Genomic DNA, 25,187 nt, shown 5'->3' on the forward strand with positions numbered 1-25,187 from the left:
ACAAGTATCTAGCAAGTGAATGCAATTTCTGGTCATACTCACGAAATAAGCGAAGCGTTGGGGCAGGCAATGTCACGAGTACCACTTTCGGTGCCGCAGAGCGGCATCTGGTTCAACGAACGTCTCGGCGGCGCGGGGGCCGTCCACCACATGCCTTTCGCGATCCGGTTCTCCGGTGACCTCGATGTGGACGCGCTGCGCCACGCCTGCGCGGGCGTGGCCACCCTGCACCCCGCCCTGCGGGCGGCGGTCCGCGAGGAGGCCGGGGCTCCCTACCAGGTCGAGGGGCCGCCGCCGCCCTTCGAGATCATCGAGACCGATCCCGACCGATTAGCCGGCGCGCGGCGGGAGGCGATCCTGCGGCCCTTCGACCTGGCCGCCGGGCCGCTGACCCGGATCACGCTGTTCCGGCTCGGCCCGGCCGAGCACGAGCTGCTGGTCGTGGCCCACCACCTGGTCTTCGACGGCCAGTCGACCGACGTCTTCGTCGCCGACCTGGCCCGCCTCTACGGGCAGGCCGTGCCGGTCGAGGCGCCGGAGTCGTTCGACGTCGCCGCCGAGGCCCGCCGGGTCGCCGAGGGGCTGCCGGCCGCGCGGGCCTACTGGTCGGGGCGGCCGACCGAGTTCCCCGACGTCGTGCTGCCGGGCCTCGACCGGCCCGACGACGCGGTCCAGCCGGGGGAGTCGGTCGAGTTCTTCCTGACCGAGCCGATCCTGGAGAAGGCCGCCGCCCAGCTGGGGGTGACCCGCTTCGAGCTGGTCGTGGCCTCGGTGCACGCGCTGCTGTTCCGGTACGGCAACAGCCGGCCCGTCACCGCCCTCGACCTCGGCACCCGCCAGGCCGAGGCGGGCGAGCGCATCGGCGTCCACGTCAACGAACTGCCGTTCACGTCGGACCCCCGGCCCGAGACCCCCTTCACCGACCACGCCCGGCAGGTCAGGGCCGGGCTGCGCGAGCTCTACCGGGTGCGCGAGGTGCCCCTCGGCCGGGCCGCCCCCGGCACCAGGCCCGGCGTCGCGCTGGCCCCCGTCTCCCTCACCTACCGGCGGCGTATCGCGCCCCCCGAGTTCCCCGGCCTGCGGACCGAGGTGACCTGGGTGGCGTTCAACCACGTCGCCCGCAACGCCCTGCGGTTCCACCTGGTCGACGGCCCCGACGGGCTCGGCGTGATGCTCCAGTTCCCGCCCGCGTCGATGCCGCGCCCGGACGCCGAACGCGTCGCCGCCCACCTGCTCGACGTGCTCCGGCACGTCACCGACGACCCGGCGACGCCGCTGGCCGCGCTGCCGGTCGGCGAGGATCCGCCCGGCCTGTGGTCCCCGCGCGCCCACCCCGGCGCGGCGGCGGTGCCCGACCTGGTGGCGGCCCAGGCCACCCGGACCCCGGACGCCGTGGCCGTCATCGGCGACCGCAGGCTCACCTACCGCGAACTGCTGACCGAGGCCGACGCGGTCGCGGCCCGGCTCCAGCGGGCGGGGGTCCGCCCCGGCGACCTCGTGGCCGTCTCGGCGGCGCGGTCGGAGCGGCTGGTCGCGGGTGTGCTGGGCATCTGGCGGGCGGGCGCGTCCTACCTGCCGCTCGACCCGGCCTATCCGGCCGACCGGCTCGACTACGTGCTGGCCGACAGCGGCGCGAGCGCGCTGCTGGCCGACGCGACGGCCGGTCTGACCGGCCCGGTGCGCGTCTCCCTCGACGGAGACGGACCCGAGGGTCACACCCCCGGACCACCCGGCGACCGGGCCTACGTCATCTACACCTCCGGGTCGACCGGACGGCCCAAGGGCGTCGAGATCGGGCACGCCGCGCTGACGAACCTGCTGTTGTCGATCCGCGACGAGACCCGGTCCGACCCCTCGGCCACCTGGCTGGCCGTCACGTCGTTGTCGTTCGACATCTCCGGGCTCGAACTGTGGTTGCCGCTGATCACCGGCGGCCGGGTGGTGATCGCGACCGAGGCGCAGGCCGCCGACGGCGACGCGTTGCGGGCGCTGGTCTCGGCCCACGGCGTCACGCACGTCCAGGCCACGCCCTCGACCTGGCGGCTGCTGGCCGACGCCGGGTTCGAGGCGCCCGTCACCGCCCTGGTCGGCGGCGAGGCGCTGCCGTTGCCGCTGGCGGCGCGGTTGCGGCCGAGGGTGGCCCGGTTGTTCAACGTCTACGGGCCGACCGAGACCACGATCTGGTCGGCCATCGCCGAGGTGCCGCCCGACCCGGCGCGGATCTCGATCGGCGGGCCGCTGGCGGCGACCGGGCTGCTGGTGCTCGACGACGACCTGCGGCCGGCGCCGACCGGGGTGCCCGGCGAGTTGTACATCACCGGGGCCGGGCTGGCCCGCGGCTATCTCGGCCGGCCCGCGCTGACGGCCGAACGGTTCCTGCCGTGCCCGTTCGGCGACGCGGGGGCGCGCATGTACCGGACCGGCGACCGGGTCCGGGTCAGGGACGGCGGGCTGGAGTTCCTCGGGCGCACCGACGACCAGGTCAAGGTCCGGGGGCACCGCATCGAGCTCGGCGAGATCGAGGCCGTGCTGCTCGGGCACGCCCAGGAGGCGGCGGTGGCCGTCCACGACGAGGAGCTCGTCGCCTACACGGTCGGCGCCGTCGGCGACCTGCGGCGCGAGGCGGCGCGGGTGCTGCCCGCCTACATGGTGCCGAGCGTGTTCGTGGCGCTCGACCGGATGCCGCTGACCCCGAACGGCAAACTCGACCGGGCGGCGCTGCCCGCGCCCGAGATGTCGGCCGAGGACGGAATCGGGGCGGCCACCGACGACACGGCCGAGGTCGTGCGGGAGATCTGGGAGGAGGTCCTCGGGCTCGACCACATCGGCGACGACGAGAGCCTGTTCGAGCTCGGCGGCCACTCGCTGACCATCGCCAGGATCGCCGCCCGCATCCACGACCGGCTCGGCGTCGACGTGCCGTTCTACGTGTTCTTCGACGTGCCGACCGTGGCCGGGATCGCCGCCGACGTGGCCGATCGCCGGGCCGAACTGTGAGTGCACGGTGAGTGCGCTGTCGGCCGGGCAGCGGCGGCTCTGGTTCCTGCAGCGCCTCGACCCGGCCGACGCGTCGTACAACATGCCGGTGGCCCTGCGGATCCGGGGCCGCCTCGACGAGGCGGCGCTGGAGGCCGCGCTCACCGCGCTCACCCTGCGGCACGACGTGCTGCGCGGCCGGTACGCCGAGGACGGCGACGGCGACCCGGTCCGGCTGGTCACCCCTGACGGGCCGGCGCTGGAGCGGATCGAGACCGGCGATCCACTGGCGGCCGTGGCCGAACGCGCCAACCGGCCGTTCGACCTGGCCGCCGGGCCGGTCGCCCGGTTCACCCTGATCACGGTGGCCCCCGACGACCACGTGCTCTGCCTGGTCGTCCACCACATCGCGGCCGACGGCTGGTCGGTCGACGTGCTGCTGCGCGAGCTCGACGTGCTCTACCGGGGCGGCGTGCTCCCCCCGCTGCCGATCACCTTCGCCGACCACGTCGCGCGCGGCGAGCGCTCCCATCCCGACTACTGGGCCGAGGAGCTGCGCTGCCTGCCGGTCCTCGACCTGCCCGGCGACCGGCCCCGCGCGACCGGCGAAGGCGGCCAGATTTTCGCCACCCTGCCGCCGGAGCTGGTCGGCGGGCTGGAGGCGCTCGCCAGGGCGGAACGCGGCACCCTGTTCATGGTGCTGCTGGCCGCCTTCCAGGTGTTCCTGGCCCGGCACGCCGCCCAGCGCGACGTCTGCGTCGCCGTGCCGGTGCTCGGCCGCGACCGCGTCGACACCGAACCCCTGGTCGGCTACTTCACCGGCCTGGCGATGCTCCGCGCCGACCTGGGCGACGACCCGCCGTTCACCGAGGCGCTGCGCCGCGCGCGGGGCGCCGTGCTGCGCTCGTTCGACCACGGCGACGTGCCCGGCGGGGTGCGGTTCCAGGCGATGTTCCAGTACACCCGGACCACGACCCGGCGCCCCCGCCTCGGCGACCTCGACGTCGAGATCTACGACTCGGGCCTCGCCTCGGCCAAGTGCGACCTGTCCCTCGACGTCTACCAGGGCCCGGCCGAGACCGGGCTGGTGCTCACCTACGACAGGGGCCGTTTCGACCGGGCCACGGCCGAGCGTTTCGCGCGGCGGTTCCAGGCGCTTTTGGACGACATCGCGAAGCGCCCCGGCGAACGATGCGGCGACCTCGACCTCTTCTGCGCCCTGGACACCGCGACGACCCCGCCGGAACCGGCGGTCGGCCCGCCGCCCGAGATCGACCCCGATTCCCCGGCCGTCGCCTGCGACGGCGCCGAGCTCACCTATCGGGAGCTGGGTGAACGCGTCGAGCGTATGGCGTCGGGACTGGCCGCGCGCGGGGTGCGGCCCGGTGACGTCGTGGGGGTGAGCCTGCGGCGGACCCTCGACCTCGTGCCGGTCCTGCTCGCCGTCTGGCGGGCCGGGGCCGCCTATCTGCCGGTCGATCCGGCATTCCCGGCGGCCCGCATTTCGACCTTGCTCCGAGACGGGGACGCGCGCATTCTGGTGGCCGACGCGGCGTTCGTGCAGGGAATTGCGGCCGTGCGCCCCGGGGATTTGAGCGGGCCCTCTCTGACAGAAATCTCCGACCATTCCTTACCCGCGTATGTGCTTTACACATCGGGGTCAACCGGTCTGCCAAAAGGTGTCATGATCGATCGCCAAAGCGTATCGGAACGCGTTTCCTGGATGCGCATGGCCTATGACCTGCAGCCCGGCGACCGTGTGGCGCAGTTTTCTGAACTGGGATTCGACGCCCACGTGGAAGAGATCTTCCCATCCTTGGAAGCGGGGGCTACGGTCGTGATGCTGCCCAATGGCGGGCGCACCCTGCCGGATTTCCTGACCACTTCCGAAGGGGCGCGAGTAACCGTGCTCGATTTGCCGACCTCCTTTTGGCATGCCCTCGTCGAGGAGATCGACGAGATCGCCTGGCCGCCGAATCTTCGGCTCGTCATCCTCGGCGGCGACCCCGTCGCGGCCTCGGCGGTCAAGCGCTGGCGCAGCCGTTTCGGCGATCGGGTCCGCCTCGTCAACACCTACGGGCCCACCGAGGCCACCGTGATCGCCACGGCCGCCGACCTCGGTGACGGCAAGCCGTCGATCGGCCGCCCGATCGCGGGCTCCACGGTCGCCGTGCTCGACTCCGCCGGCCGGGAGGTGCCGCCGGGCGTGCCCGGCGAACTCGCCATCGGCGGCGCCGGCGTCGCGTGGGGCTACCTGAACCGGCCGCGCCTGACCGCCGAACGGTTCGTGCCCGCGCCGAACGGCCGCCGCTACCTCACCGGCGACCGCGCCCGCGTCCGGGCCGACGGCGAGCTGGAGTTCCTCGGCCGCCTCGACGACCAGGTCAAGATCAGGGGCGTCCGCGTCGAGCCCGGCGAGGTCGAGGCCGCGCTGACCGCCTTCCCCTCGGTGCGGAGCGCCGCCGTGATCGCGCTCGACGGCTCGCTGGCCGCCTACGTCACGGGCGACCCCGACCCGGCCGATCTGCGCGCCCACCTGCGGCGCACCCTGCCCGAGCACCTGGTGCCGGGCCACATCGTCCCGCTGCCCGAGCTGCCGCTGACCCGGAACGGCAAGCTCGACAGGGCGGCGCTGCCCGCCCCCGGCGTGGCCGGAGAGGCGTACGTCGCCCCCCGGACCGACGCCGAGGAGCTGGTCGCACAGATATTCGGCGAAGTGCTCGGGGTGCCCCGCGTGGGGGCCGCCGACGACTTCTTCGCCCTCGGGGGGCACTCGCTGCTCGCCACCCGCGTGGTGGCGCGCATCCGCCGGGCCGTCGACCTGGTCGTCCCGGTGCGCACCCTGTTCGCCAGCCGTACGGTCGCCGAGTTCGCGGCCGCGGTCGACGAGATCCTGGAGGAGGCCGAGCGCTGATGCGCGACGACCTGAACATCCATTTCGCGGTGGTCGGTGCGGGGCTGGCAGGTTCACTGCTGGCCGTGTACCTGGCCGGGCAGGGCCACCGCGTCGACGTCTACGAACGCCGGGCCGACCCCCGGGTCGCGCCGCCCGACGAGGGCCGGTCGATCAACCTGGGCCTGTCGGCCCGGGGCATCGGCGCCCTGCGCAAGGCCGGGTTGTGGGACGCGGTGCGCACCCACACCGTCCCGATGCGCGGCCGCTACGTCCACCCGAGGGAGGGCCGGCCGTTCTTCCACCCGTACGGGCGCGACCCCGGCGAGATCCTCCACTCGATCCGGCGCGACGCCCTCAGCCGGACCCTGGTCGAGCACGCGGAGAAGCTCCAGGGCGTGCGGTTCTTCTTCGGCACCCCGGTCACCGAGATCGACCGGGACGCCCCGTCGTTCCGGGCGGGCGGCGAGACGATCACCCCCGATGTGATCGTCGGCGCCGATGGAGCGTTCTCGGCGGTGCGTGCCGAACTCCTGCGCGGCCGGCCGGCCGACTTCCGGCAGGAGTTCCTGCCGTGGGGCTACAAGGAGCTGCACCTGCCGTTCACCGAACGGCTGGAGGCGCTGCACGTCTGGCCCGGAGACCAGGGCCTCATGGTCGCCCACCCCAACGTCGACGGGTCGCTGACCTGCACGTTGTTCATGGACCACCACGATCTCGCCCGGCCCGACCTGGCGGCGTTCGTGAAGAGCGTGCTGCCGGCCGCCGACCTGCCCGACCTGGCGGGGCAGCTGGCCCGCAACCCGGTCGGCCACCTGGTCACCGTGCGGACCTCCAAGTGGCACGAGGACGGCCGCGCGGTGCTGATCGGCGACGCCTGCCACGCCGTCTACCCCTTCTACGGGCAGGGCATGAACTCGGCGTTCGAGGACTGCGTCGTCCTCGCCGAGTGCGTCGAGGCCCGGCCCGGCGATCTCGGCGCGGCGTTCGCCGCGTACCAGCGGCGCAGGAAACCGCACACCGACGTGCTCGCCGACCTGTCGGCGGACAACTTCCTGGAACTCCGCGACCGGCTGCGCTCCCCGCTCCACCTGGCCCGCAAGCAGGTGGACACCGTGCTCAGCCGGCTGCTGCCCGACAGGTGGCGACCGCTCTACACGATGGTCAGCCACACCACCATGCCGTACGGGGAAGCGCTGCGGCGTGCGCGAACGCAGGACCGGATCGTCCGCGCGGGAGGGATGACGGCGGCCGTGGGGCTGGCGGCCGCGCTCCTCTGGCGCCGCGACAGGAGGCACCCCAAGTGATCACCCACCCCGACGAGCCGACCCTGCGCCTCTTCGACGTCAAGGACGTCGAGAGCGGGCGCCCCCTCCACCCGCTGGGCGCCATGTACATCCGCCAGCTCCGCACCGTGACGGCCTGGGCGCGCGAGTACCTGTGCCGCCCCCACCCGGAACTGGGCCGCCGCGGGCCCGTCTGCCCGTACGCCCAGGGCTCCATCGACCGGGGCCGGTTCCTGCTCGCCATCCGCCCCGGGCGGCCCAAGACCGTCGAGGAGGTGGTCGCCGCCGTCGAGCCCTACCGCCAGTGGTTCGGCGAACTCGCCCCGCGTTCAATTGAGGCAGATTCCCCGGCGCGAGCCACGGTCGGCCTTCGGCCGCCCGCGTCTCGCTTGATCGCCGACTCCATGCACACGGCCGTGCTGGTGCTGTTCCCCGACGCGGGCCGGCGGCTCGACCTGATCGACGGCGCCCAGGAGATCCTCAAGGACCGGCACGTGCCCGCCGGGGTCATGGTCGGCGAGTTCCACGACGGCCCGCCCGACAAGGGCGGCCTGTGGAACCCGCTGCTGCGCCCGCTGGAGGCGCCGGTCCCGATGCTCGTCGTGCGGCACATGGTCAGCACCGACCTGCCGTTCCTGACCTCGCGCGACCAGCACGTGTCGGCGTACCGCGCCATCTTCGGCGACCGGATCCCGGCCCATCTGCGGGACGTGGTGCCCTCGTGAGCAAACTGTCCGAACGCATGGCGCGGGTCGCGGCCCGGCGGTCGGGGATCCCGCCCCGCGCCCCGGACGCCGACGCGCCGCTGGCCCCGTCGCAGGAACGGTTGTGGTTCCTCGACCAGGCCGGTTTCGACGGCGACCGCTACCTGTGCTGGGCGGCCCACGAGCTGACCGGCGACCTCGACGTGCCCCGGATGCGCCGGGCGATCGACGCGCTGGCGGCCCGGCACGAGTCCCTGCGCACCGCGATCGTGGTCCGCGACGGGGTGCCCTACCAGCACGTCCTCGACGCGGTGGAGGTGCCCTTCTCCACCGAGGGCACCATCGAGGAGTTCCTCTCGTACGGGTTCGACCTCGCCCGCGCCCCCATGATGCGCGCCCTGCTGATCCCGCACGGCGACGGGCACGTGCTGGCGATGTGCTGGCACCACATCGTGTGCGACGGCGAGACCACCGGCATCCTGTTCGACGAGCTGTACGCCCTCTACCGGGGGGAGAGCCTGCTGCCCGTCCAGGTGCAGTACCCCGACTACGCGGCCTGGCTTTCGACCCGCGACACCGACGCGGCCGACCGGGCCTTCTGGAAGGAGCGGCTCGACGGCGTCAGCGGGCTGCTCGACCTGCCCCTCGACCGGCCGCGCCCGGCCCGGCCGACCTTCGACGGCGAACGCCGGTCGGTCGTCTACCCCGAGGGCTTCGCCGGGGAGCTGCGGGGGTGGGCGCAGGCCAACCGGACGACCGTGTTCATGGTCGTGCTGGCCGCGCTCAACGTCGTGCTGGCCCGGCTGGCCGACACCGACGACGTCGTCGTCGGCACCCCGGTCAGCGACCGCGAGCTGCCCGAGCTGGAGCGCACGGCCGGCATGTTCGTCAACACGGTCGCGCTGCGCACCCGCCTGACCGGGAACCCGACGTTGCGGGAGGTCGTCCGGCTCGCCCGCGAGACGACCATGACCGCGCTCGACCACCGCACGCTGCCGTTCGACTCGGTCGTCGAGCTGACCGGCGGGCGGCGCGACCTCAGCCACAACCCGATCTTCCAGGTGATGCTGGTGACCGGGGAGCCCGGCGGGGCGATCGAGGTCGCGCCGGGGCTGACCGGCCGGGCCTACCTGCTGGCCGCGCCGCCGGCCCGCTTCGACCTGACGGTCGTGGTCGAGGGCGACGGCGTGCACCTCGACTACGCCACCGACCTGTTCGACGCCGCCTCGGTCGACGCGATCGGCCACCACATGGTCGCCGTGCTGCGCGCGACCGTCGACGACGCCGACCAGGGGGTCTGGGACGTCCCGCTCCAGACCCGATCCATGGGCGCGGTCTCCTCCGAGGCGCCGGAGTGGGAGATCCGGCCCTCCGACGAGCCCGCCGTGATCACCGACGCCGAGACGGTGACCTACCGCCAGCTGCTGCGCCGGGCCGCTTCGGTGGAGTCGTCGCTGGCCGGAGCGGCCCGCGGCAGCGTCGTCGGGGTGCGCCTGCCCGCCGGGCCCGACGCCGTCGCCGCCATCGTGGGCATCCTCCACGCGGGCTGCGCCTATCTGCCGCTCGACCCGGCCCACCCGCCGGAGAGGGCGGAACAGCTGCTGGCGGCGGCCAACGCCGTGGGCGTCGTCGACCACGACGGCTTCCACCCGCGCGACCACGCTCCGGTGGAACCGAGTTCGCTGGCGTACGTCATCTTCACCTCGGGCTCGACCGGCGCGCCCAAGGGCGTCGCCGTCGGGCACGACTCCCTGCGGCGGTTCACGAAGGCGTTCACGGACGTTCACGGGTTCACGTCCGCCGACCGGGTGCTGATGATCCCGCCGCTGACCTTCGACGCGTCGGTCGGCGACCTGTTCCCGGTGCTCTCCACCGGCGGCGCGCTGGTCCTGCACGACGAACCGGCCCGCCTCGACGCCGACGCCCTGCTGGCCTTCGTCGAGCGCCACGGGATCACCGCCGTCGACACGGCGGCCTCGCTCTGGCGGCGCTGGGCCGACGAACTGGCCGGACGCACGGTCGACTGGCCGGTCCGGCTGATGATGGTCGGCGGCGAGTCGGTGCCCGCCTCGGCGCTGGCGGCCTGGCTGGCCGCGACCGGCACCCCGCTGGTCAACCACTACGGCCCGACCGAGGCGACAGTGTGCGCCACCACACACACGGCCGTGGCGTCCACCGACCTGCTGCACCTGCCCATCGGCGCCGAGTTGCCGCACGTGCGGGCGCACGTCGTCGACGGGCACGGCGGGCTCGCCCCCGACAACGTCTACGGCGAACTGCATCTCGCGGGCGACTGCCTGGCCTGGGGCTACCTCGGGCAGCCGGCGATGACCGCCGACCGGTTCGTGCCCGACCCGTTCTCAGGGGCGCCGGGCGCGCGCATGTACCGGACCGGCGACCTGGTCCGGCGGCGGCTCGACGGCACCTTCGAGTTCGCCGGGCGCAGGGACCGCCAGCTCAAGGTGCGCGGCCACCGCATCGAACCGGGCGAGGTCGAGGCGGCGCTGACCGCGCACCCCGGCGTCCGCGACGCCCATGTCACGGCGGTCGGCGACCGGCTGGTCGCGTTCGTCGCCGGGGAGCCGGACCTCCGCGCCCACCTGCGCGAACGGCTGCCCGACTACCTCGTGCCCGACGTGTTCGTGGCGCTGGAGACGGTGCCCCGCACCAGCCACGGCAAGGTCGACACGGCCGCCCTGCCCGAGGTCACGGTGTCGGCCCCGTACGAGGCCCCCCGGACCCCGGCCGAACAGGCGGTCGCCGACGTCTGGTCGGTGGTCGTCGCGGGCGACCGGCGGGTCGGGCGGCGCGACAACTTCTTCGAGCTCGGCGGCCACTCGCTGCTCGCGGCCCGGGTGCTGGCCGCGCTGAAGGACCGGCTCGGCGTCGCCCTCCCGCTGCGCGCCCTGTTCGAGACGGCCGACCTGGCCGAGCTCGCCGCCACGATCGAGGGCACCCACGCGGTCTCGGACGAACCCGACCTGCTCGCGGAGGCGGTGCTGCCCGACGACGTCCGGGTGACCGTCCCGAGGACACGGTCGGGGATAACGGTCCTGCTCACCGGCGCGACCGGCTTCCTCGGGGCCCATCTCGCCGCCCGGCTGGCCCCCGTCTCGGAACTGCTCTGCCTGGTCCGGGCCGGCAGCCCGGCCGCGGCCGAGGCCCGGGTCAGGGCCGCGCTCGCCGCGCAGGGCCTGCCCGAAGCGCGGGTCGTCGGCATCCCCGGCGACCTCGGATCGCCGCGGTTCGGGCTGTCCGAGGAGGCGTTCCGGGAGCTCGCCGACCGGGTCGACGTCGTCTGTCACAACGGCGGGCTGATCAACTTCGCGGAGCCGTACCACCGGCTGAAGGACGTCAACGTCGGCGGCACCCTGGAGGTGCTGCGGCTGGCGGCGCTCGGCGGGGGCGTGCCCGTGCACCACGTCTCGACGCTCGGGGTGCACCTCGGCAAGGCGTACCAGAGCCGCCGGATCACCGAGGCCGACGTGCCGGAGGACCCGACCGGCCTGGGCGGCGGCTACAACCAGACCAAATGGGTCGCCGACCGGCTCGCCGCGCGGGCGCGGGAGCGTGGCGTCCCGGTCTCGATCCACCGCCCGGCCCGGATCGGCGGCGACAGCCGGACCGGCTGGGGCAACGACGGCGACTACTTCAGCCGCCTGCTGGCCACGATGACCCGGCTCGGCATGGCCCCCGACCTGCCCTTCGACGAGGACGTCTCCCCGGTCGACCACGTCGCCGACGGCATCGTCCACCACGTGCTGCACGGCGCGGGGGAGGACCACCACTACTTTAACGAGGCGACGATCAGCTACGCGGAGATCGCCGAAGCCCTCGGGGTGCGGCTGGTGGCCTGGGACGAGTGGCGGGCGGCCGTGCACGACGGGCTGCCCGACCTGCCGCTCGCGGCGTTCGTCACCGAACTCCCCGAGGAGCGGCCGGTCTTCCCCCGGCCGTGGTTCGACTGTTCGCGCACCCGCAGGGTGCTGACCGCCGCCGGGATCACCTGCCCGCCCGCCGACCGGGCGCTCATCCGGCGTTACGTGGAGGCGATGTGCCTGACCTCGTGAGATTCGGCATCGTCTGGTTGTCGTCGCTGGTCTCCGGCGTCGGATCGAGCCTGACGGGCTTCGTGCTGGGCGTCTGGGTCTACCAGAACACCCAGTCGACCACCCTGTTCGCGCTGGTCATGTTGTCGGGGCTGCTGCCCGCGATCCTGGTCGGCCCGTTCGCCGGGGTGATCGTCGACCGGTTCGACCGGCGGCGCGTCCTGATCATCAGCGACTGCGTCGTGGCGGCCAGCACCGGCGTGCAGGCGCTGCTGCTCTACAACGACGCGCTCCAGGTGTGGCACATCTGCCTCGGCTCGCTCGTGGGCGCGATCTGCGGCACCCTGCACCTGACGACCTACCAGGCGATGACCCCGCTGCTCATCCCCGAACGCCACCTCGCCCGCGCCAACGGCCTGATGCAGATCACCATGGCCACCCAGATCGCCGCCCCGCTGGCGGCCGGGGCGCTGCTCGGCGCGATCGGCATGACCGGCGTGCTGGTGCTCGACCTGGTCACCTTCGCGCTGGCGGTGACCACGCTGCTGGTGGTCAAGCTGCCCGCCTCGGTGGTGAAGGCCCCCGGGGCCGGCTCGGCCAGGGCCCCGCTGGCCGATCTGTCGTACGGCTGGCACTACCTGCGGCGGCGGCGCGACCTGATGTCGCTGACGCTGACGTTCACGGCGTACAACTTCTGCTTCGCCGTCGCCGGGGTGCTGGTGCAGCCGCTGATCCTGTCGTTCGGGTCGCCGGCCGTGCTGGGCGCGCTGATGTTCGCCGGCGGGTCGGGGGTGTTCCTCGGCGGCCTGGTGATGGGCGTGTGGGGCGGCCCGAAGAAGCGCGTGCGCGGCATGGGCGTGTTCATGCTCCTCGGCTCGCTCTTCCTGGTGCTGCACACGGTGCGGCCCGACCCGTGGGTGGTCGCGTTCGCGGCGGCGGCGTTCCTGTTCACGCTGCCGGTGGTGCAGGGCTCGGGCAACGCGGTTCTCCAGTCGGGCATCGAGCCCGACAGCCTCGGCCGGGTGCTCGGCACGGTGCACTCGATCGGCGGCATCGCCTCCCCGTTCGCCTACCTGCTGGCCGGCCCGCTGGCCGAGCACGTGGCCGGCCCGCTGATGCGGCCCGACGGGGCGCTCGCGTCCAGCGCGGGTTCGCTGATCGGCACCGGCGAGGGCCGGGGCATCGCGCTCGTCATCCTGGCCGACGCCGTGATCCTGCTGCTGGTCGCGGTACGGGTGCTGTTCCTGCGCGAACCCGCGCCGAAGAAGACCGAGGAGGCGCCCGATGCCGTTGCCACCGCATGACCCCGGCCCGTCGACCGACCTGATCGGCGCGATGTCCCTCTACGCCGCCGACGCGGCGGCCCGGCTGGGCGTCTTCGACGCGCTCCCCGGCGCGCCGGCCGAGCTGGCCAAGGAGACCGGCGCCGACGAGGAGGGCCTGGCCCTCCTGCTCGACCTGCTGACGACGACGGGCTACCTCGTGCGCTCCGACGACGTCTACACGGCGTCGCCGATGTGGACCGACTCCGGCTGGGACACCCCCGTCCGCCTGTGGGCGGCCATCGTCGGCGAGTTCTGGCGCGACCTGTACGACGGCCTGGCCACGGGCCGCCCGCGCGCCGACTTCTACCGCTGGTTGTCGTCGCGGCCCGAGCCGCTGGCCGTCTTCCACCGGCTGCAGTCGGGCCTGGCGGCCTGGCTCGCCGAAGAGGTCGTCGGCCTGGTCCCGATGACCGCCGGGCGGCTGGCCGACGTCGGCGGCGGCCACGGCGTCTTCGCCAAGGCGTTCATGGACGCCACCCCCGGCCTGGACGCGGTGGTCGTCGACCTGCCCGGCACGCCCAGCGTGGTCCCGCTGGTGGCGGCCGACCTGGCGGAGCCGCTGACGCTGGCGGGCTACGACCACGTGCTGCTGTTCAACGTCGTGCACGGCTTCTCCCGCGAACGGGCCCGGGGGCTGGTGCGCGAGGCGGTGGCGTCGGGAGCCGACGTCCACATCCTGGAGACCACGACGACCCCGCGCGGCGGCGTGGCCGACCAGGCCTTCACCGAGGGCTTCGCGCTGAACCTGTGGCTCACCCAGGGAGGCCGCCTCTACACGGCCGGCGAACTGGAGGGCTGGCTCCGCGAGGCGGGCGCCGCCGACGTCACCCGAACCGACCTGACCCGTTCCCCCACGCACACCCTCATCACCGCAAGGAGCACGTCGTGACCCACCTGGTCGTCCGCAACGACGAGGAGCAGTACTCCCTCTGGCCCGCGGGCCGCGAGATCCCCGACGGCTGGCACCCGGACGGTTTCGAGGGCACCCGCGAGGAGTGCCTGGCCCACATCGAGGAGGTCTGGACGGACATGCGCCCCAAGAGCGCCCGCCCGGCCTAACGAGACGCGCGTCCGGGCGGGCCTAGCGCCGGCCCGCCCGGACGTGTTCCTGCTAGTGAGCCGAGTGGTCGTGGCAGTGGCCGGGACCACAGGCGGCCTCGGCGCCGCAGTCGAGCTCGTGCTCGTGGTCGGCGTCCTCGTGGTCGTGATGCGGGTGGTCGTTCATCGATGTCCCCTCCGTCTGAACGATGATGGTTACGGAGAGTTATCGACGGTTCGCCCATCGATCAAACGTCTGAGCAAGTATTCACATGTCATGGGCGCGCGCCGAGCCGCGTAGGACGCGGTGGTCCGACAACCAGGGCAGCCAGCCCCCGCCGCTCGCCGTGAAGTGCGAGAAGTGGCCGCTCAGCAGGATGTAGTCGATCTTCAGGTCCTGTTCGGGAAAGGTCACGCGGGCTCTCGGGTCGATCTCGTGGAGCCGGCGGTAGAGGTTGCGGATCGGCAGGGTGCCGGGGCTCAGGTTGAGGTCGCCGCCGATGACGAGCGGGCCGGTCCAGCCCTTGATGATCGTGTCGATGTAGTTGACGTGCATCTCCCGGTTGCGGCCCTTGTAGTCGACGTGGGTCGTGCACAACCGGGTCGGGCGGTGGGCGAGGACCGCGTCGACGCAGAGGAGGGCGCGGGGTTCGTCGCCGTGCGGGTTCGGCAGCGTCCAGACCGCGCTGGCCAGGGGCGGGCCCTTCACGAACACGGCGATGCCGAAACGGCGGTCGCCCCAGTTCCGGGCGCAGGCCTTGTTCCTGCGGACGGTCACCACGTATTCGGCGTGGTATCGGCCGGACAGCCGCTTGCGGAGGGCCTCGAACTGCCGGCCGCACAGTTCCTGGAGGAAGAACGCGTCGGCGTTCTCGGTCTCGCGCCGGAGGAACGACGTCCAGCCGGAAAGGGAGAAGTCGTTTTCGCACAACCCTCCGCAGACGTTGAACGTCAGGAATCGCAACTGTTCGCCGACGGGCTCGGGAACGGGCGCGGGAACGGGCGCGGGGACGGGAACCGGCGTGGTCACGGGCGCCGGTGCCGGTACCGCGAGCACGGGTGGCGGCGGCACCGGTGTGGCCGCCGGTGTCGACGCTGGAGTCGACAAAAGCCCCATTATGGTAATTACTCGTGTTATCACGCTTTACCTCCCCCAAAGGCACTTCTAATGGTACAGAAGTGCTTTTTCGTTCCAGTGGGAAGGTGTGCCACAGTTGGGGTCTGAGGAGGTGGGCGTGCTCGAAGCGACCAGCCTCGTCGAGCTGTCGATGAACCAGCTCCGCGAGGACATCCTGAGCGGTGCGCTCCAGCCGGGGGAGCGCCTGATCGAGGAGCAGCTCACGCGGCGTTTCGGCATCAGCCGGGCGCCGCTGCGCGAGGCGCTGCGCCTGCTCGACGAGCAGGGCCTCGTGGAGCACCTGCCCCGGCGCGGGGTGCGGGTGGCGCGGTTGTCCGAACGCGACGTCGACGAGCTGTTCGGCCTGCGCGACGTGCTCGAACAGTACGCCGTCTCGCTCTCCACCCCCCTCGCCGAGGGCACCCACGTGGGCGAGCTGGAAGACGCGCTGCACGCCATGGACGTCGCCGCCCGCAAGGGCGACCTCCGCGAGGAGAACGACGCCCACTGCCGCTTCCACATCGCGATGGTCGCCCTGGCCGGGCAGCGTCAGCTGCTGCTCGCCTACCGGCCCGTCATCCGCAAGCTCCAGCTCTACATGGCCGCCAACCTGCGGCGCGAGGTCGAGCACGTCGGCGACCCGGGCGACGGGGTGCGCCGGCACCGCACACTGCTCGACGCCGTCGTGAGCCAGGACGCGCCGACCGTGCTTACCGCGCTGGCCAACCACGGCGCCCGCACCTATATCGGGTAACCGGGCGTTAACGCGCGGCGGCGGTGGCGGATACATATTCTGTCGACAATCGACGAATGGACCGCCCGGCCGGTCCGGCGTCGGGGGACGTACCGGCCCTGAAAGCATCGAGGAGCCGGCGTGCCCACTGTCGACGCGTCCCCCTATTCGTTCACGTTCGATCCCGAGTCAACCGCGCTGCTCGTCATCGACATGCAGCGCGACTTCGTCGAGCCCGGCGGTTTCGGAGAGACCCTCGGGAACGACGTCGGCAAGTTGCAGAAGGTCATCCCGCCGCTGGCCCGGCTGCTGGGCGCGGCCCGCGCGGCCGGGCTGCTGGTCGTGCACACGCGGGAGGGTCACCTGCCCGACCTGTCCGACTGCCCGCCCGCGAAGCTGAACCGCGGCGCGCCGTCGATGCGCATCGGCGATCCCGGCCCGAAGGGCCGGATCCTCATCAGGGGCGAGTACGGTCACGACATCGTCGACGACCTCAAGCCCCTCGGCGACGAGCCGGTGATCGACAAACCCGGCAAGGGTTCGTTCTACGCCACCGACCTCGGCGAACTGCTCGCCGGCAAGGGCGTCACCTCGCTGATCGTGACCGGCGTCACGACCGAGGTCTGCGTGCACACGACCGTGCGGGAGGCCAACGACCGGGGTTTCGAGTGCCTCGTCGTGTCCGACTGCGTCGGGTCGTACTTCGACGAGTTCCAGGAAGCGGGACTCGCCATGATCGCCGCCCAGGGCGGCATCTTCGGCTGGGTCGCGCCCTCCGACAAGCTCATCGAGGTGATGTGAGATGACGTCCACCACAGAGACGGTCAAGGTGCCCCGGTGGGTGCCCGGCGACACCAACGCGTTCTTCGGCCTGGGCTTCAACGTCCTGGTCAACGTGCTGACCCTGACGGCGCTGTGCGTCGGCGTGGTGCACATCTCCGAGGGCGACGTGTACGGCGTGATCCTCCCGGCCCTCGGCATCCAGCTGCTGATCGGCAACGTCTACTACACCTACCTGGCCAGACGGCTGGCGAAGAGGGAGAACCGCCTCGACGTCTGCGCGATGCCCTACGGTCCGTCGGTCCCGCACATGTTCATCGTCGTGTTCGTGATCATGTTGCCGACGTACCTCGCGACCAACGACCCGATCGCCGCCTGGCAGGCCGGGCTGGCCTGGTGCTTCATCATCGGCCTTATCGTCCTGCTGGGGGCTTTTATCGGCCCGGTGATCAGGAAGTACACCCCGCAGGCCGCCATGCTCGGCACGCTGGCCGGCATCTCGATCGCGTTCATCTCGATGCGCCCGGCCGCCCAGATGTGGGAGGCGCTCTGGATCGCGCTGCCGGTGCTGGTCATCATCCTGGTCGGCTTCTTCACCGACCTGAAGTTGCCCGGGAACATCCCGATCGGCCTGGCGGCGCTGCTCGTCGGCTCGGCCATCGGCTGGATCGGCGGCTACATGGAGCCCGCGGCCGTCGGCGCGGCGATCAGCGACATCGCGATCGGCTTGCCCACGCTCAAACTCGACCTGCTGGTCAACGGGTTGAGCGAGGTCGCGCCGCTGCTGGCGACGGCCATCCCGCTGGGCATCTACAACTTCACCGAGGGCATGGCCAACGTCGAGTCGGCCGCCGTCGCGGGCGACAAGTACAACCTGCGGGCCGTCCTGATCGCCGACGGCGCCGGTGCCGTGGTCGGCTCGGCCCTGGGCTCGCCGTTCCCGCCCGCCGTCTACATCGGTCACCCGGGCTGGAAGGCGGCGGGCGGCCGCACGGCCTACTCGATGGCCAGCGGCGTCGTGATCGCCCTGTTCTGCTTCCTCGGCCTGTTCAGCGTGCTGGCGACGCTGCTGCCGACCCCGGCGATCGTGCCGATCCTGCTCTACATCGGCCTGCTGATCGGCGCCCAGGCGTTCCAGGAGGTGCCGCGCGTCCACGCGGTCGCCGTGGTGATGGCCATCATCCCGAACATCGCCTCGTGGGCCGCCACCCAGATGAACAACGTCATCGCCGCGTCCGGCGTGGCGGTGACGCCCGACCAGATCGCGGCGGCCGGGACGGTCTACCACGGCACGGTGCTGCTGGGCGGCGGCGCCATCCTGGCGGGCCTGGTGCTGGGCGCGGTCGTGGCGTTCATCATCGACCGCAACTTCTACTGGGCGGCCGGGTACGCGCTGTTCGGCGCGCTGTTGTCGTTCATCGGGCTGGTGCACGCGGAGAAGGTCGGCTGGAACGTCGGCGGCCAGATCGCCCTGGGTTACGTCTTCGCCGCGGTGGTCCTGGCGGGCTTCGGGCTCTGGCGCGGACGCACCCCCGAGGCGGTCCCCGAGCCCGAGAAGGAGACCCCCGTCGAGGTCTGACACACGGTGAAGGGCCTCCCGCCGGCCGGTCGGGAGGCCCTTCTTTCTTCCGCGCCCTGGATCAGGTGCGGTGCCAGCGGCTCTCGGCGAAGCAGTAGACGGCGAAGAGGATCAGGCCGACCGCCACGGCCGCGAGGAGCCAGGGACCCATCGGGGTCTCCGACAGGGACTTGAGGGCGTCGTCGATGCCGGCCGCCTTGTCGGGGTCGTAGGTGATGGCGGCCTGGCCGACCAGGACGCCGGCCGCGATGGCCACGATGCCGCGGGCGATGTAGCCGGCCTTGCCGAGACGGACCACCGTGGTGCGGGCCTTCGGCTCGGTCACGTGCATGTCGCGCATGAACTTCTCGGTCCAGCCCTCGTGGATCCAGTAGACGCCGAGGGCGATGATGCCGAGCGCGAACAGGCCGACCAGGAACTGGCCGCCGGGCAGTTCGAACAGGGCGCGGGTGGCGTCCTGCGACTGCGAGTCGGTGCTGGTCGCCTCCTTGCCCTTGAGCAGCAGGCTGGTGATGGAGAACACCAGGGCGGCGTACACCACCGCGCGGGCGACCGACTCGACGCGGTCGCGCACCTTCGGCTTGCCCCAGATCGCCTCGCCGACCTGCCAGATCGCCAGGCCCGCCAGGCCGACGGCCATCACCCAGAGCAGCACGGAGCCGAAGGGCTGTTCGGCCACCATGTGGATCGCGCCTGACTTGTCGGCTTCTTCCCCGCTGGACCCGCCGAAGGCGATCTGCAGCGCGACCAGTCCGATCAGCGCGTAGAGGACGCCGCGGGCGGCGAATCCGACCTTCGCCAGCTTGTCGAGCAGCGGGTGCTGTACGGCCCTGCGGGCGGCGCCGCCCACCGTCTCCGTGGTCGTCATGGGAGGTCCCTTCGTTGAGGCTGACCCCCCTCTTCCTGCCAGGACGATCAGTAAACCAACGGCAAAGTTTTGTCGTATTCTCTTACGGTCTGTCGTAAATGGGGCCTAATGTCCGGTTACTTCCATGTGACCAAAGGAGATTCCCCCATTTCCCCCATCACAGACTCGCTGCTCGACGCGGCCCGGCAGGAACTGGGCTACCGCGCGCAGGCGGGCACGCAGAGCAAGTACGGCGCCTGGTATAGCGAAGGCAAAGACCCCGCCCTCGCCTCCGCCCCCTGGTGCGACACGTTCGTCTCGTACGCCGGCCACTCGGCCGGGGTGCTGAAGCAGGTCGGCAACTTCGCCGCCTCCACCGACCACGCCGAGTGGTTCAAGTCCAAGAGCGCCTGGACCTCGGAGCCCCAGCCCGGCGCGATCGCCTTCCTCAAGGACCACGGCCAGGTCGGCGTGGTCGAGAAGACCGCCGACGGCAGGGTCACCACGATCGAGGCCCTCAACGGCTCGGTCCAGCGGGTGACCCGGTCCACGTCCGATTTCTCCGGGTATGGCGTGCCGGACCTGGTCGTCCATCCCGTGTACGAAGGCTCGACCACCGCCTCCTACTTCTGGGACGACGGTTCGGGCCGCAACGGAGACACCGGCGCCCCCGCGTCGGGCAAGCCCATGCAGAAAGGACTGGCGGCCAGTCCGAGCTGGCCCATGGGCACCGAAGGTTACGTCATGCACGACGGCAGGAAGGCCCCCTTCTTCGTCGGCGACCGAGGGCCGGGCTCGCCGTCGAGCAACGGCGTCATGCTCGACCTCGACGGCAAGACCTTCGCCGAACTCACCGGCGGCACCTGGAACGACGGCAGCCTGACCGTCGAGGGCAACGGCGGCGCCGGCCACATCGACATCGACTACGTCATCACCAAGTGGGGCGACGGCCTGGGCAAGAAGGGCGCCCCTGAGCCGTTCTCGTCCGGCGCGTACAACTCGCGCGGCGGGTCCGGCGAGGCCCCGCCCGTCACCTTCAAGCAGTCGGACGTCCAGGACGTCTCCTGCATGCCCGACGAGGCGCCCGTCGCGGCGCAGCGGGTGGCCCCCCAGAAGGCCGTGCCCGAGAAGGCCGTCCCGCAGCAGAAGGCGGCGGCGGCGCCGTCACCGGCGGCCAAGCAGAAGACCATCGCCATCCCGTCGGCGAGCCACGTGGCCGCCGACACCACGACTCCACGGCCGGAGACGCCCGTGCCGGTCATCGCCTCCGGGCTGGTGGCCTGCGCGCTCGTCGCGGTCGGCCTGCGCTTCCTGATCGTCCAGGCCAGGAAGGGCAGGCACGAGAAGACCGGGGCATAAGGAAGAAGCGGGCCCCGAACGGCGATCCGCGCCCCGTCTCCCAGGGGGCGCGGATCGTCTCGCGTCCGGCGCTGAATTCGCGGTGAATTTCGAGCGTCTCGAATCTGCTCCGGCGATTTGCCTATTTCTGCCAATGGCCCGTTCCACCGTCTCGGCGGCCTTGCGTGGTCGTGATCGCCGGTTGAGGATGACCGGAGTAGCGGCAATTCCCCGCGCAGCCACAGGAAAGGCAACACCATGAAAGTTCTGAAAAGGGCGTTCGTCGGTCTCGCCATCGCCGGAGCGGTTTTCTCCATGTCAGGAACCGCCCACGCGGAAAGCAAGTTCTACGGCGGTTACCCCGACTCGGGTAACTGCAATTACTGGCGGTCCGCCGTGAAGGCGGCCGGGTGGAATGTGTCGTCGTGCACCTACTCGACCCCCAACAAGTGGCACTTCACCGCGTGGCGGTAAATACCTCTGAGCGATAAAGGGTCCGGCCGGTGATCGGCCGGGCCCTTTTCACGCGACCACTCCGGTCAGCCTTTCCGAGACGAGCCAGAGCCGTTCTGAGTCGCCTTCGTCCAACGCCCGTCTCGGCACCCGGGCCGTTTTCGCCGGGCCGGTCAGTTCGGCGAACCCGCCGGGCCCGTAGTAGCCGCCGCCGGTCGCGTCGGGACTTGCCGCGGCGAACCACGCGGGCAGGATCCCGCCGTCGACGTCCTGCCACAGGCCGGGGATGCGGTAGCTCGCCGCGTTGTACAGGGCCACCAGCCGGGCGCGCCGCCCCGAGGCCCCATGGGTGGGCCCGGTGACCTGGAGGTTCGTCTTCGTCGCGCCGGGGTGGGCGGCGTTGCTCAGCACGGCCCAGCCGTGCAGGCGTGAGCGGCGGTCGAGTTCCCGCGCGAACATCAGGTTGGCCAGCTTCGAGGTGCCGTAGGCGAGGCGCGGCGTGTAGGAGCGGGTGCTCTGCAGGTCGGCGAAGTCGAGCCGCCCCCACCGGTTGGTCAGGCTGCTCATCGTCGTCACCCGCCCGCCGCGCAGCAGCGGCAGGAGCGGCAGCGTCAGCGCGAAGTGGCCCAGGTGGTTGGCGCCGAACTGGAGCTCGAACCCGTCCTTGGTCTCGTCGCGGACCGGCGGGGTCATGATGCCCGCGTTGTTGACGAGCCGGTCGATCGGCCGCCCCTCGGCCAGCAGCCGCCGGGTCAGCGCCGCCACCGACCCCAGGTCGGCCAGGTCGACCAGTTCGACCCGCACCTTCGCCCGGGGGAACTCGGCCCTGATCCGCTCGGCCGCCGCGCGGCCCTTGTCGCCGTTCCTGACGGCCATGACGACCTCGGCGCCCTTTTGGACGAAGCGCCTGGTCAGGCCGTATCCGATGCCGGAGTTGGCTCCGGTGATGACTGCGTGCATGACGTCCACCATAAGAGACCACTAGTCTGTTAGCAAGAGACCGGTGGTCTGCTATAAAGTCGATCAGGTGGACTTCCAGCGGGCACGCAGGCCGGAACAGGTGGAGGCGCGCCGCGCCGCGATCCTCGGCGTCGCCCGCGACCTGCTGCGCGAGCGACCGCTGGCCGAGATCAGCCTCAACGAGCTGAGCGCCACGGTCGGCCTGGCCAAGTCCAACGTGCTGCGCTACTTCGGCAGCCGGGAGGTGATCTTCCTGGAGGTGCTCGACGAGACCTGGCGCGCCTGGCTCGACCGCCTCGCCCTCGACCCGGGGGAGCCGGGCGGCGGCTACGTCCGGGAGGAGCGGGTCGCCGCCCAGATCGCCGACGCGGTCGTCGCCGACCCGGGCCTGTGCGAACTGGTCGCCGCGATGGCCTCGGTGCTCGAACGCAACATGCCGCTCGACTACGCCCGCGCGTTCAAACGCCGCGCGAGCGCCAACACCGACCGCCTCGCGCTGCTGGTCGGCGCCGCGCTGCCCCACCTGACCCGGCCGCAGCTGGGCCACTTCGCGGGGGCCGTCTTCGTCGTGACCGCCGGGTTGTGGCCCTACGCGACCCCCTCGGAGACCGTCGCCCGGGTGTCGGCCGAGATGGGCGTGCCCCCGGCCGCCGAGATGTTCGCGGCCGGGTTGCGCGAGGGCCTGGTCAACCAGCTCGTGGGCCTGTCGGCGCGGGCGGCCGCCGGCTCCTAGCTACCCCTTCTTGCGGCCGCGCAGCGCCGAGGAGACGCGGCGCAGCACCCGGTCCCAGTCGCTGCCGAACGGGTTCTCCGACACCAGGTAGGTCCACGTGGCCGACGGCCGCTTCATGCCCTGCTCGGCCAGCGGCGCGGACAGGTCGAGGGCGTCGAAGCTCGCCGTCGAGCGCTTCTCGATCTCTTCGAGCAGTTTCCGGTACGCCGGGAGCGCCTCCCGGTTGAACTCGTCGATCGGGCTGAGCCGCCCCAGGGCCCGCAGGTGGATGCCCTCGCGCAGGTCGGCGAAGTAGCCGAGGTGGTCGGTCCAGCAGCGGTCGAGGTGGAACAGCACGATCTGGCGGGCCGCGGTGGCCACGGCCTCCTCCGACGACTGCTCGACCAGCTCCCGGTAACGCTCGGGGCGGGCCTCGCGCAGGGCCTCGGCGCCCGCGTCGCCGTAGAGGATGCGGTCGCGGTGGTCGAGCAGGCGGGTGCGCTGCTCCTCCAGGACGCGGGTGTAGCGCCAGGTGTTGCGGTGGATCTCGGTGTTGACGCCCTCGGCGATGCGCTGGGCGTGGCCGACCAGGTAGGCGGCCTGCTTGTCGCGGATCCGGCCGTCCTTGTCGGCCTTGGGCAGGGTCTCGTCGGGCAGGTACGCCTTGAGCAGGTCGTCCTCGCCGCTGACGAAGAACACCGACCGGCCGGGGTCGCCCTGGCGGCCCGACCGGCCGCGCAGCTGGTCGTCGAGGCGGCTCGACGGGTGGCGGCCGGTGCCGATGACCAGCAGCCCGCCCAGCTCGGCGACCTCGGGGGAGCCGAGGCGGATGTCGGTGCCCCGGCCGGCCATCTGGGTCGAAACGGTCAGCGCGCCCAGCTCGCCCGCGCGGGCGATGATGGCCGCCTCCTCGGCGTCGTTCTTGGCGTTCAGCACGACCGGTTCGAGGCCCCGCGAGCGCAGTTCCTTGTCGAGCGACTCCGACTCGGCGACGTCGAGCGTGCCGATCAGGATCGGCCGACCCGTCTTGTGCTGGGCGACGATCTCGTCGGCCAGCGCGATCTCCTTGTCGATCAGCGACGGGTAGATCCGGTCGGGCTCGTCCTCGCGGACGCACGGCCGGTTGGGGGCGATCACCGCGACCTTGAGCTTGTAGAACTCCCGCAGGTTCTCGCCGACGGCGACGGCCGTGCCGGTCATGCCGCAGATCTCGGGGTAACGCGTGAGCAGGCCCTGGATGGTGATCGAGTCGAGGATCTCGCCGGTGTCGGAGGGGGCCAGCTTCTCCTTGGCCTCCACCGCCGCCTGCAGGCCGTCGGGCCAGCGCTGGAGCTGGGCGACCCGGCCGCGCGAGGGGTTGACCAGCTGGACCCGGCCGTCGCGCACGATGTAGTCGACGTCGCGCACCAGCAGCGCGTGGGCGTGGAGGGCGAGGTTGACCTCGGTGACGGTGCCCGGGTGGTCGTAGAGCGAGATGCCCAGGGCGCTCTCGACGGTGTCGGTGCCCTTGGCGGTCAGGAAGACGTTGCGGCCCTCGTCGTCGAGCTCGAAGTGGTAGCCCCGCGACAGGCGGCGGACCAGCGCGGCCATCTCGGGCACCGCCGCGCCCGCGTCGGTCGCCCCGGCCAGCACGAGCGGCACGCGGGCCTCGTCGACGAGCACCGAGTCGGCCTCGTCGACCAGGGCGACCTGCGGCACCGGCTGGACGGTCGCCTCGGGGTCGGTGGCCAGGCGGTCGCGCAGGAGGTCGAAGCCGATCTCGCTGACGTTGGCGTAGGTGATGTCGCAGGCGTAGGCGGCGCGGCGCTCCTCGGGCGTGGACGCCTCGGCGATCCAGCCGACCGTGAGGTTCATCGCGGTGTAGAAGGGGGCCATCCACTCGGCGTCGCGGCGGGCCAGGTAGTCGTTGACCGAGATGGCGTGCACCGACTTGCCCCGCAGCGCGAATCCCGCGGCCGCGAGCGCGCCCGCGAGGGTCTTGCCCTCGCCGGTGGCCATCTCGACGACGTTCCCCGACAACATGGCGAGCGTGCCGACGAGCTGCACGTCGAACGGGCGCTCGCCGAGGGTGCGGTCGGCGACCTCGCGGACCGCCGCGCAGAACTCGGCCGAGCCGACTCCTCCCGCGGCCATCTCGCGCAACTCCTCGATGGAGAGGTCGCGCGCGCGGTCGGCGAGCGCCCCGGCGGCGGCGACCGTGCGCTCGAAGGGCGCGATGTCGACGCTGCCGGGCTTCTCCAGGAAGCGCCGGATCATCTGGGATATCGAGGCCACGCCCGCTCCAACGCGCCGCACGAGTAGGTCGTTCCAGGGCACCCCGTAGGAAAAACCCCGGAATGACCGATGCTAGACCCAAGGGCGGCCCTTGCGCTTTGACTGGTTATCCAGTCAGTGTTG

The 25,187-nt window shown here is 72.0% G+C and carries 18 protein-coding genes; 14 read left to right on the plus strand and 4 right to left on the minus strand.

What is annotated here, in order from left to right:
• The first annotated feature begins 69 nt into the window (after nt 1-69).
• The 8 genes from AW271_RS31570 to AW271_RS31605 are packed head-to-tail and all read left to right on the plus strand — an operon-like array spanning nt 70 to nt 14,292.
• On the plus strand, nt 70-2,997 hold the full coding sequence (locus AW271_RS31570) for a non-ribosomal peptide synthetase (protein WP_062341266.1): 2,928 nt from the start codon (nt 70-72) through the stop codon (nt 2,995-2,997).
• Between the two features lie 7 nt (nt 2,998-3,004).
• Complete coding sequence (locus AW271_RS31575; protein ID WP_062341267.1) at nt 3,005-5,890, plus strand: non-ribosomal peptide synthetase; 2,886 nt, start codon at nt 3,005-3,007, stop codon at nt 5,888-5,890.
• Entirely contained in the window at nt 5,890-7,176 is a 1,287-nt protein-coding gene (locus AW271_RS31580; RefSeq protein ID WP_062341268.1) for an FAD-dependent oxidoreductase, read from the plus strand. Before AW271_RS31575 ends, AW271_RS31580 begins: the two co-directional genes overlap by 1 nt.
• Complete coding sequence (locus AW271_RS31585; RefSeq protein ID WP_062341269.1) at nt 7,173-7,880, plus strand: DUF6875 domain-containing protein; 708 nt, start codon at nt 7,173-7,175, stop codon at nt 7,878-7,880. The genes AW271_RS31580 and AW271_RS31585 overlap by 4 nt, the downstream gene beginning before the upstream one ends.
• Nucleotides 7,877-11,929 carry a non-ribosomal peptide synthetase gene (locus AW271_RS31590; protein ID WP_062341270.1) on the plus strand — a complete coding sequence of 1,351 codons (4,053 nt, stop codon included), beginning with the start codon at nt 7,877-7,879 and terminating at the stop codon, nt 11,927-11,929. Before AW271_RS31585 ends, AW271_RS31590 begins: the two co-directional genes overlap by 4 nt.
• Nucleotides 11,914-13,212, plus strand: a complete 1,299-nt coding sequence (locus tag AW271_RS31595; RefSeq protein WP_062341271.1) for an MFS transporter — start codon at nt 11,914-11,916, stop codon at nt 13,210-13,212. Before AW271_RS31590 ends, AW271_RS31595 begins: the two co-directional genes overlap by 16 nt.
• Nucleotides 13,193-14,122: a methyltransferase gene (locus tag AW271_RS31600; RefSeq protein WP_062341272.1), complete on the plus strand. Its 930-nt coding sequence runs from the start codon at nt 13,193-13,195 to the stop codon at nt 14,120-14,122. Before AW271_RS31595 ends, AW271_RS31600 begins: the two co-directional genes overlap by 20 nt.
• Nucleotides 14,119-14,292 carry an MbtH family protein gene (locus AW271_RS31605; RefSeq protein ID WP_062341273.1) on the plus strand — a complete coding sequence of 58 codons (174 nt, stop codon included), beginning with the start codon at nt 14,119-14,121 and terminating at the stop codon, nt 14,290-14,292. Before AW271_RS31600 ends, AW271_RS31605 begins: the two co-directional genes overlap by 4 nt.
• A gap of 247 nt (nt 14,293-14,539) precedes the next feature.
• On the opposite strand, the gene AW271_RS31610 is transcribed toward AW271_RS31605, so the two are convergent.
• On the minus strand, nt 14,540-15,301 hold the full coding sequence (locus AW271_RS31610; RefSeq protein ID WP_169806425.1) for an endonuclease/exonuclease/phosphatase family protein: 762 nt from the start codon (nt 15,299-15,301) through the stop codon (nt 14,540-14,542).
• A gap of 205 nt (nt 15,302-15,506) precedes the next feature.
• On the opposite strand from AW271_RS31610, the gene AW271_RS31615 reads away from it, so the two are divergent.
• The 3 genes from AW271_RS31615 (at nt 15,507) to AW271_RS31625 (ending at nt 18,480) form a co-directional block, all read left to right on the plus strand.
• Nucleotides 15,507-16,142 carry a GntR family transcriptional regulator gene (locus AW271_RS31615; protein WP_218008233.1) on the plus strand — a complete coding sequence of 212 codons (636 nt, stop codon included), beginning with the start codon at nt 15,507-15,509 and terminating at the stop codon, nt 16,140-16,142.
• 120 nt (nt 16,143-16,262) lie between these two features.
• Nucleotides 16,263-16,922 (plus strand): cysteine hydrolase family protein, encoded by a 660-nt coding sequence (locus AW271_RS31620; RefSeq protein ID WP_062341276.1) that lies wholly within the window; start codon nt 16,263-16,265, stop codon nt 16,920-16,922.
• 1 nt (nt 16,923) lies between these two features.
• Nucleotides 16,924-18,480, plus strand: a complete 1,557-nt coding sequence (locus AW271_RS31625) for a hypothetical protein (protein ID WP_062341277.1) — start codon at nt 16,924-16,926, stop codon at nt 18,478-18,480.
• 61 nt (nt 18,481-18,541) lie between these two features.
• Here the strand turns inward: AW271_RS31625 and AW271_RS31630 are convergent, their stop codons facing one another.
• Nucleotides 18,542-19,348: a DUF1206 domain-containing protein gene (locus AW271_RS31630; RefSeq protein ID WP_062341278.1), complete on the minus strand. Its 807-nt coding sequence runs from the start codon at nt 19,346-19,348 to the stop codon at nt 18,542-18,544.
• Between the two features lie 126 nt (nt 19,349-19,474).
• On the opposite strand from AW271_RS31630, the gene AW271_RS43295 reads away from it, so the two are divergent.
• A complete protein-coding gene (locus tag AW271_RS43295; protein ID WP_169806426.1) occupies nt 19,475-20,686 on the plus strand; it encodes a CHAP domain-containing protein in 1,212 nt (403 codons plus the stop codon).
• Between the two features lie 237 nt (nt 20,687-20,923).
• A complete protein-coding gene (locus AW271_RS40270) occupies nt 20,924-21,139 on the plus strand; it encodes a hypothetical protein (protein WP_062435419.1) in 216 nt (71 codons plus the stop codon).
• A gap of 48 nt (nt 21,140-21,187) precedes the next feature.
• Here the strand turns inward: AW271_RS40270 and AW271_RS31640 are convergent, their stop codons facing one another.
• Nucleotides 21,188-22,078 (minus strand): SDR family oxidoreductase, encoded by an 891-nt coding sequence (locus AW271_RS31640; protein WP_245653302.1) that lies wholly within the window; start codon nt 22,076-22,078, stop codon nt 21,188-21,190.
• A gap of 67 nt (nt 22,079-22,145) precedes the next feature.
• On the opposite strand from AW271_RS31640, the gene AW271_RS31645 reads away from it, so the two are divergent.
• Complete coding sequence (locus AW271_RS31645; RefSeq protein WP_062341280.1) at nt 22,146-22,811, plus strand: TetR/AcrR family transcriptional regulator; 666 nt, start codon at nt 22,146-22,148, stop codon at nt 22,809-22,811.
• On the opposite strand, the gene secA2 is transcribed toward AW271_RS31645, so the two are convergent.
• Nucleotides 22,812-25,055 carry an accessory Sec system translocase SecA2 gene (secA2, locus tag AW271_RS31650; protein WP_500784392.1) on the minus strand — a complete coding sequence of 748 codons (2,244 nt, stop codon included), beginning with the start codon at nt 25,053-25,055 and terminating at the stop codon, nt 22,812-22,814.
• Nucleotides 25,056-25,187: the final 132 nt, after the last annotated feature.

The sequence above is a fragment of the Herbidospora sakaeratensis genome (assembly GCF_001570525.1).
In the GTDB taxonomy this organism is placed as follows: Bacteria; Actinomycetota; Actinomycetes; order Streptosporangiales; family Streptosporangiaceae; genus Herbidospora; species Herbidospora sakaeratensis.

Bases quoted from the DNA above. Each gene is read 5' to 3' on its own strand.
- AW271_RS31570 (WP_062341266.1), top strand. From the start codon at position 70: ATGTCACGAGTACCACTTTCGGTGCCGCAGAGCGGCATCTGGTTCAAC.
- AW271_RS31580 (WP_062341268.1), top strand. From the start codon at position 5,890: ATGCGCGACGACCTGAACATCCATTTCGCGGTGGTCGGTGCGGGGCTG.
- AW271_RS31600 (WP_062341272.1), top strand. From the start codon at position 13,193: ATGCCGTTGCCACCGCATGACCCCGGCCCGTCGACCGACCTGATCGGC.
- AW271_RS31625 (WP_062341277.1), top strand. From the start codon at position 16,924: ATGACGTCCACCACAGAGACGGTCAAGGTGCCCCGGTGGGTGCCCGGC.
- AW271_RS31630 (WP_062341278.1), bottom strand. From the start codon at position 19,348: ATGACGACCACGGAGACGGTGGGCGGCGCCGCCCGCAGGGCCGTACAG.
- AW271_RS40270 (WP_062435419.1), top strand. From the start codon at position 20,924: ATGAAAGTTCTGAAAAGGGCGTTCGTCGGTCTCGCCATCGCCGGAGCG.
- AW271_RS31640 (WP_245653302.1), bottom strand. From the start codon at position 22,078: ATGCACGCAGTCATCACCGGAGCCAACTCCGGCATCGGATACGGCCTG.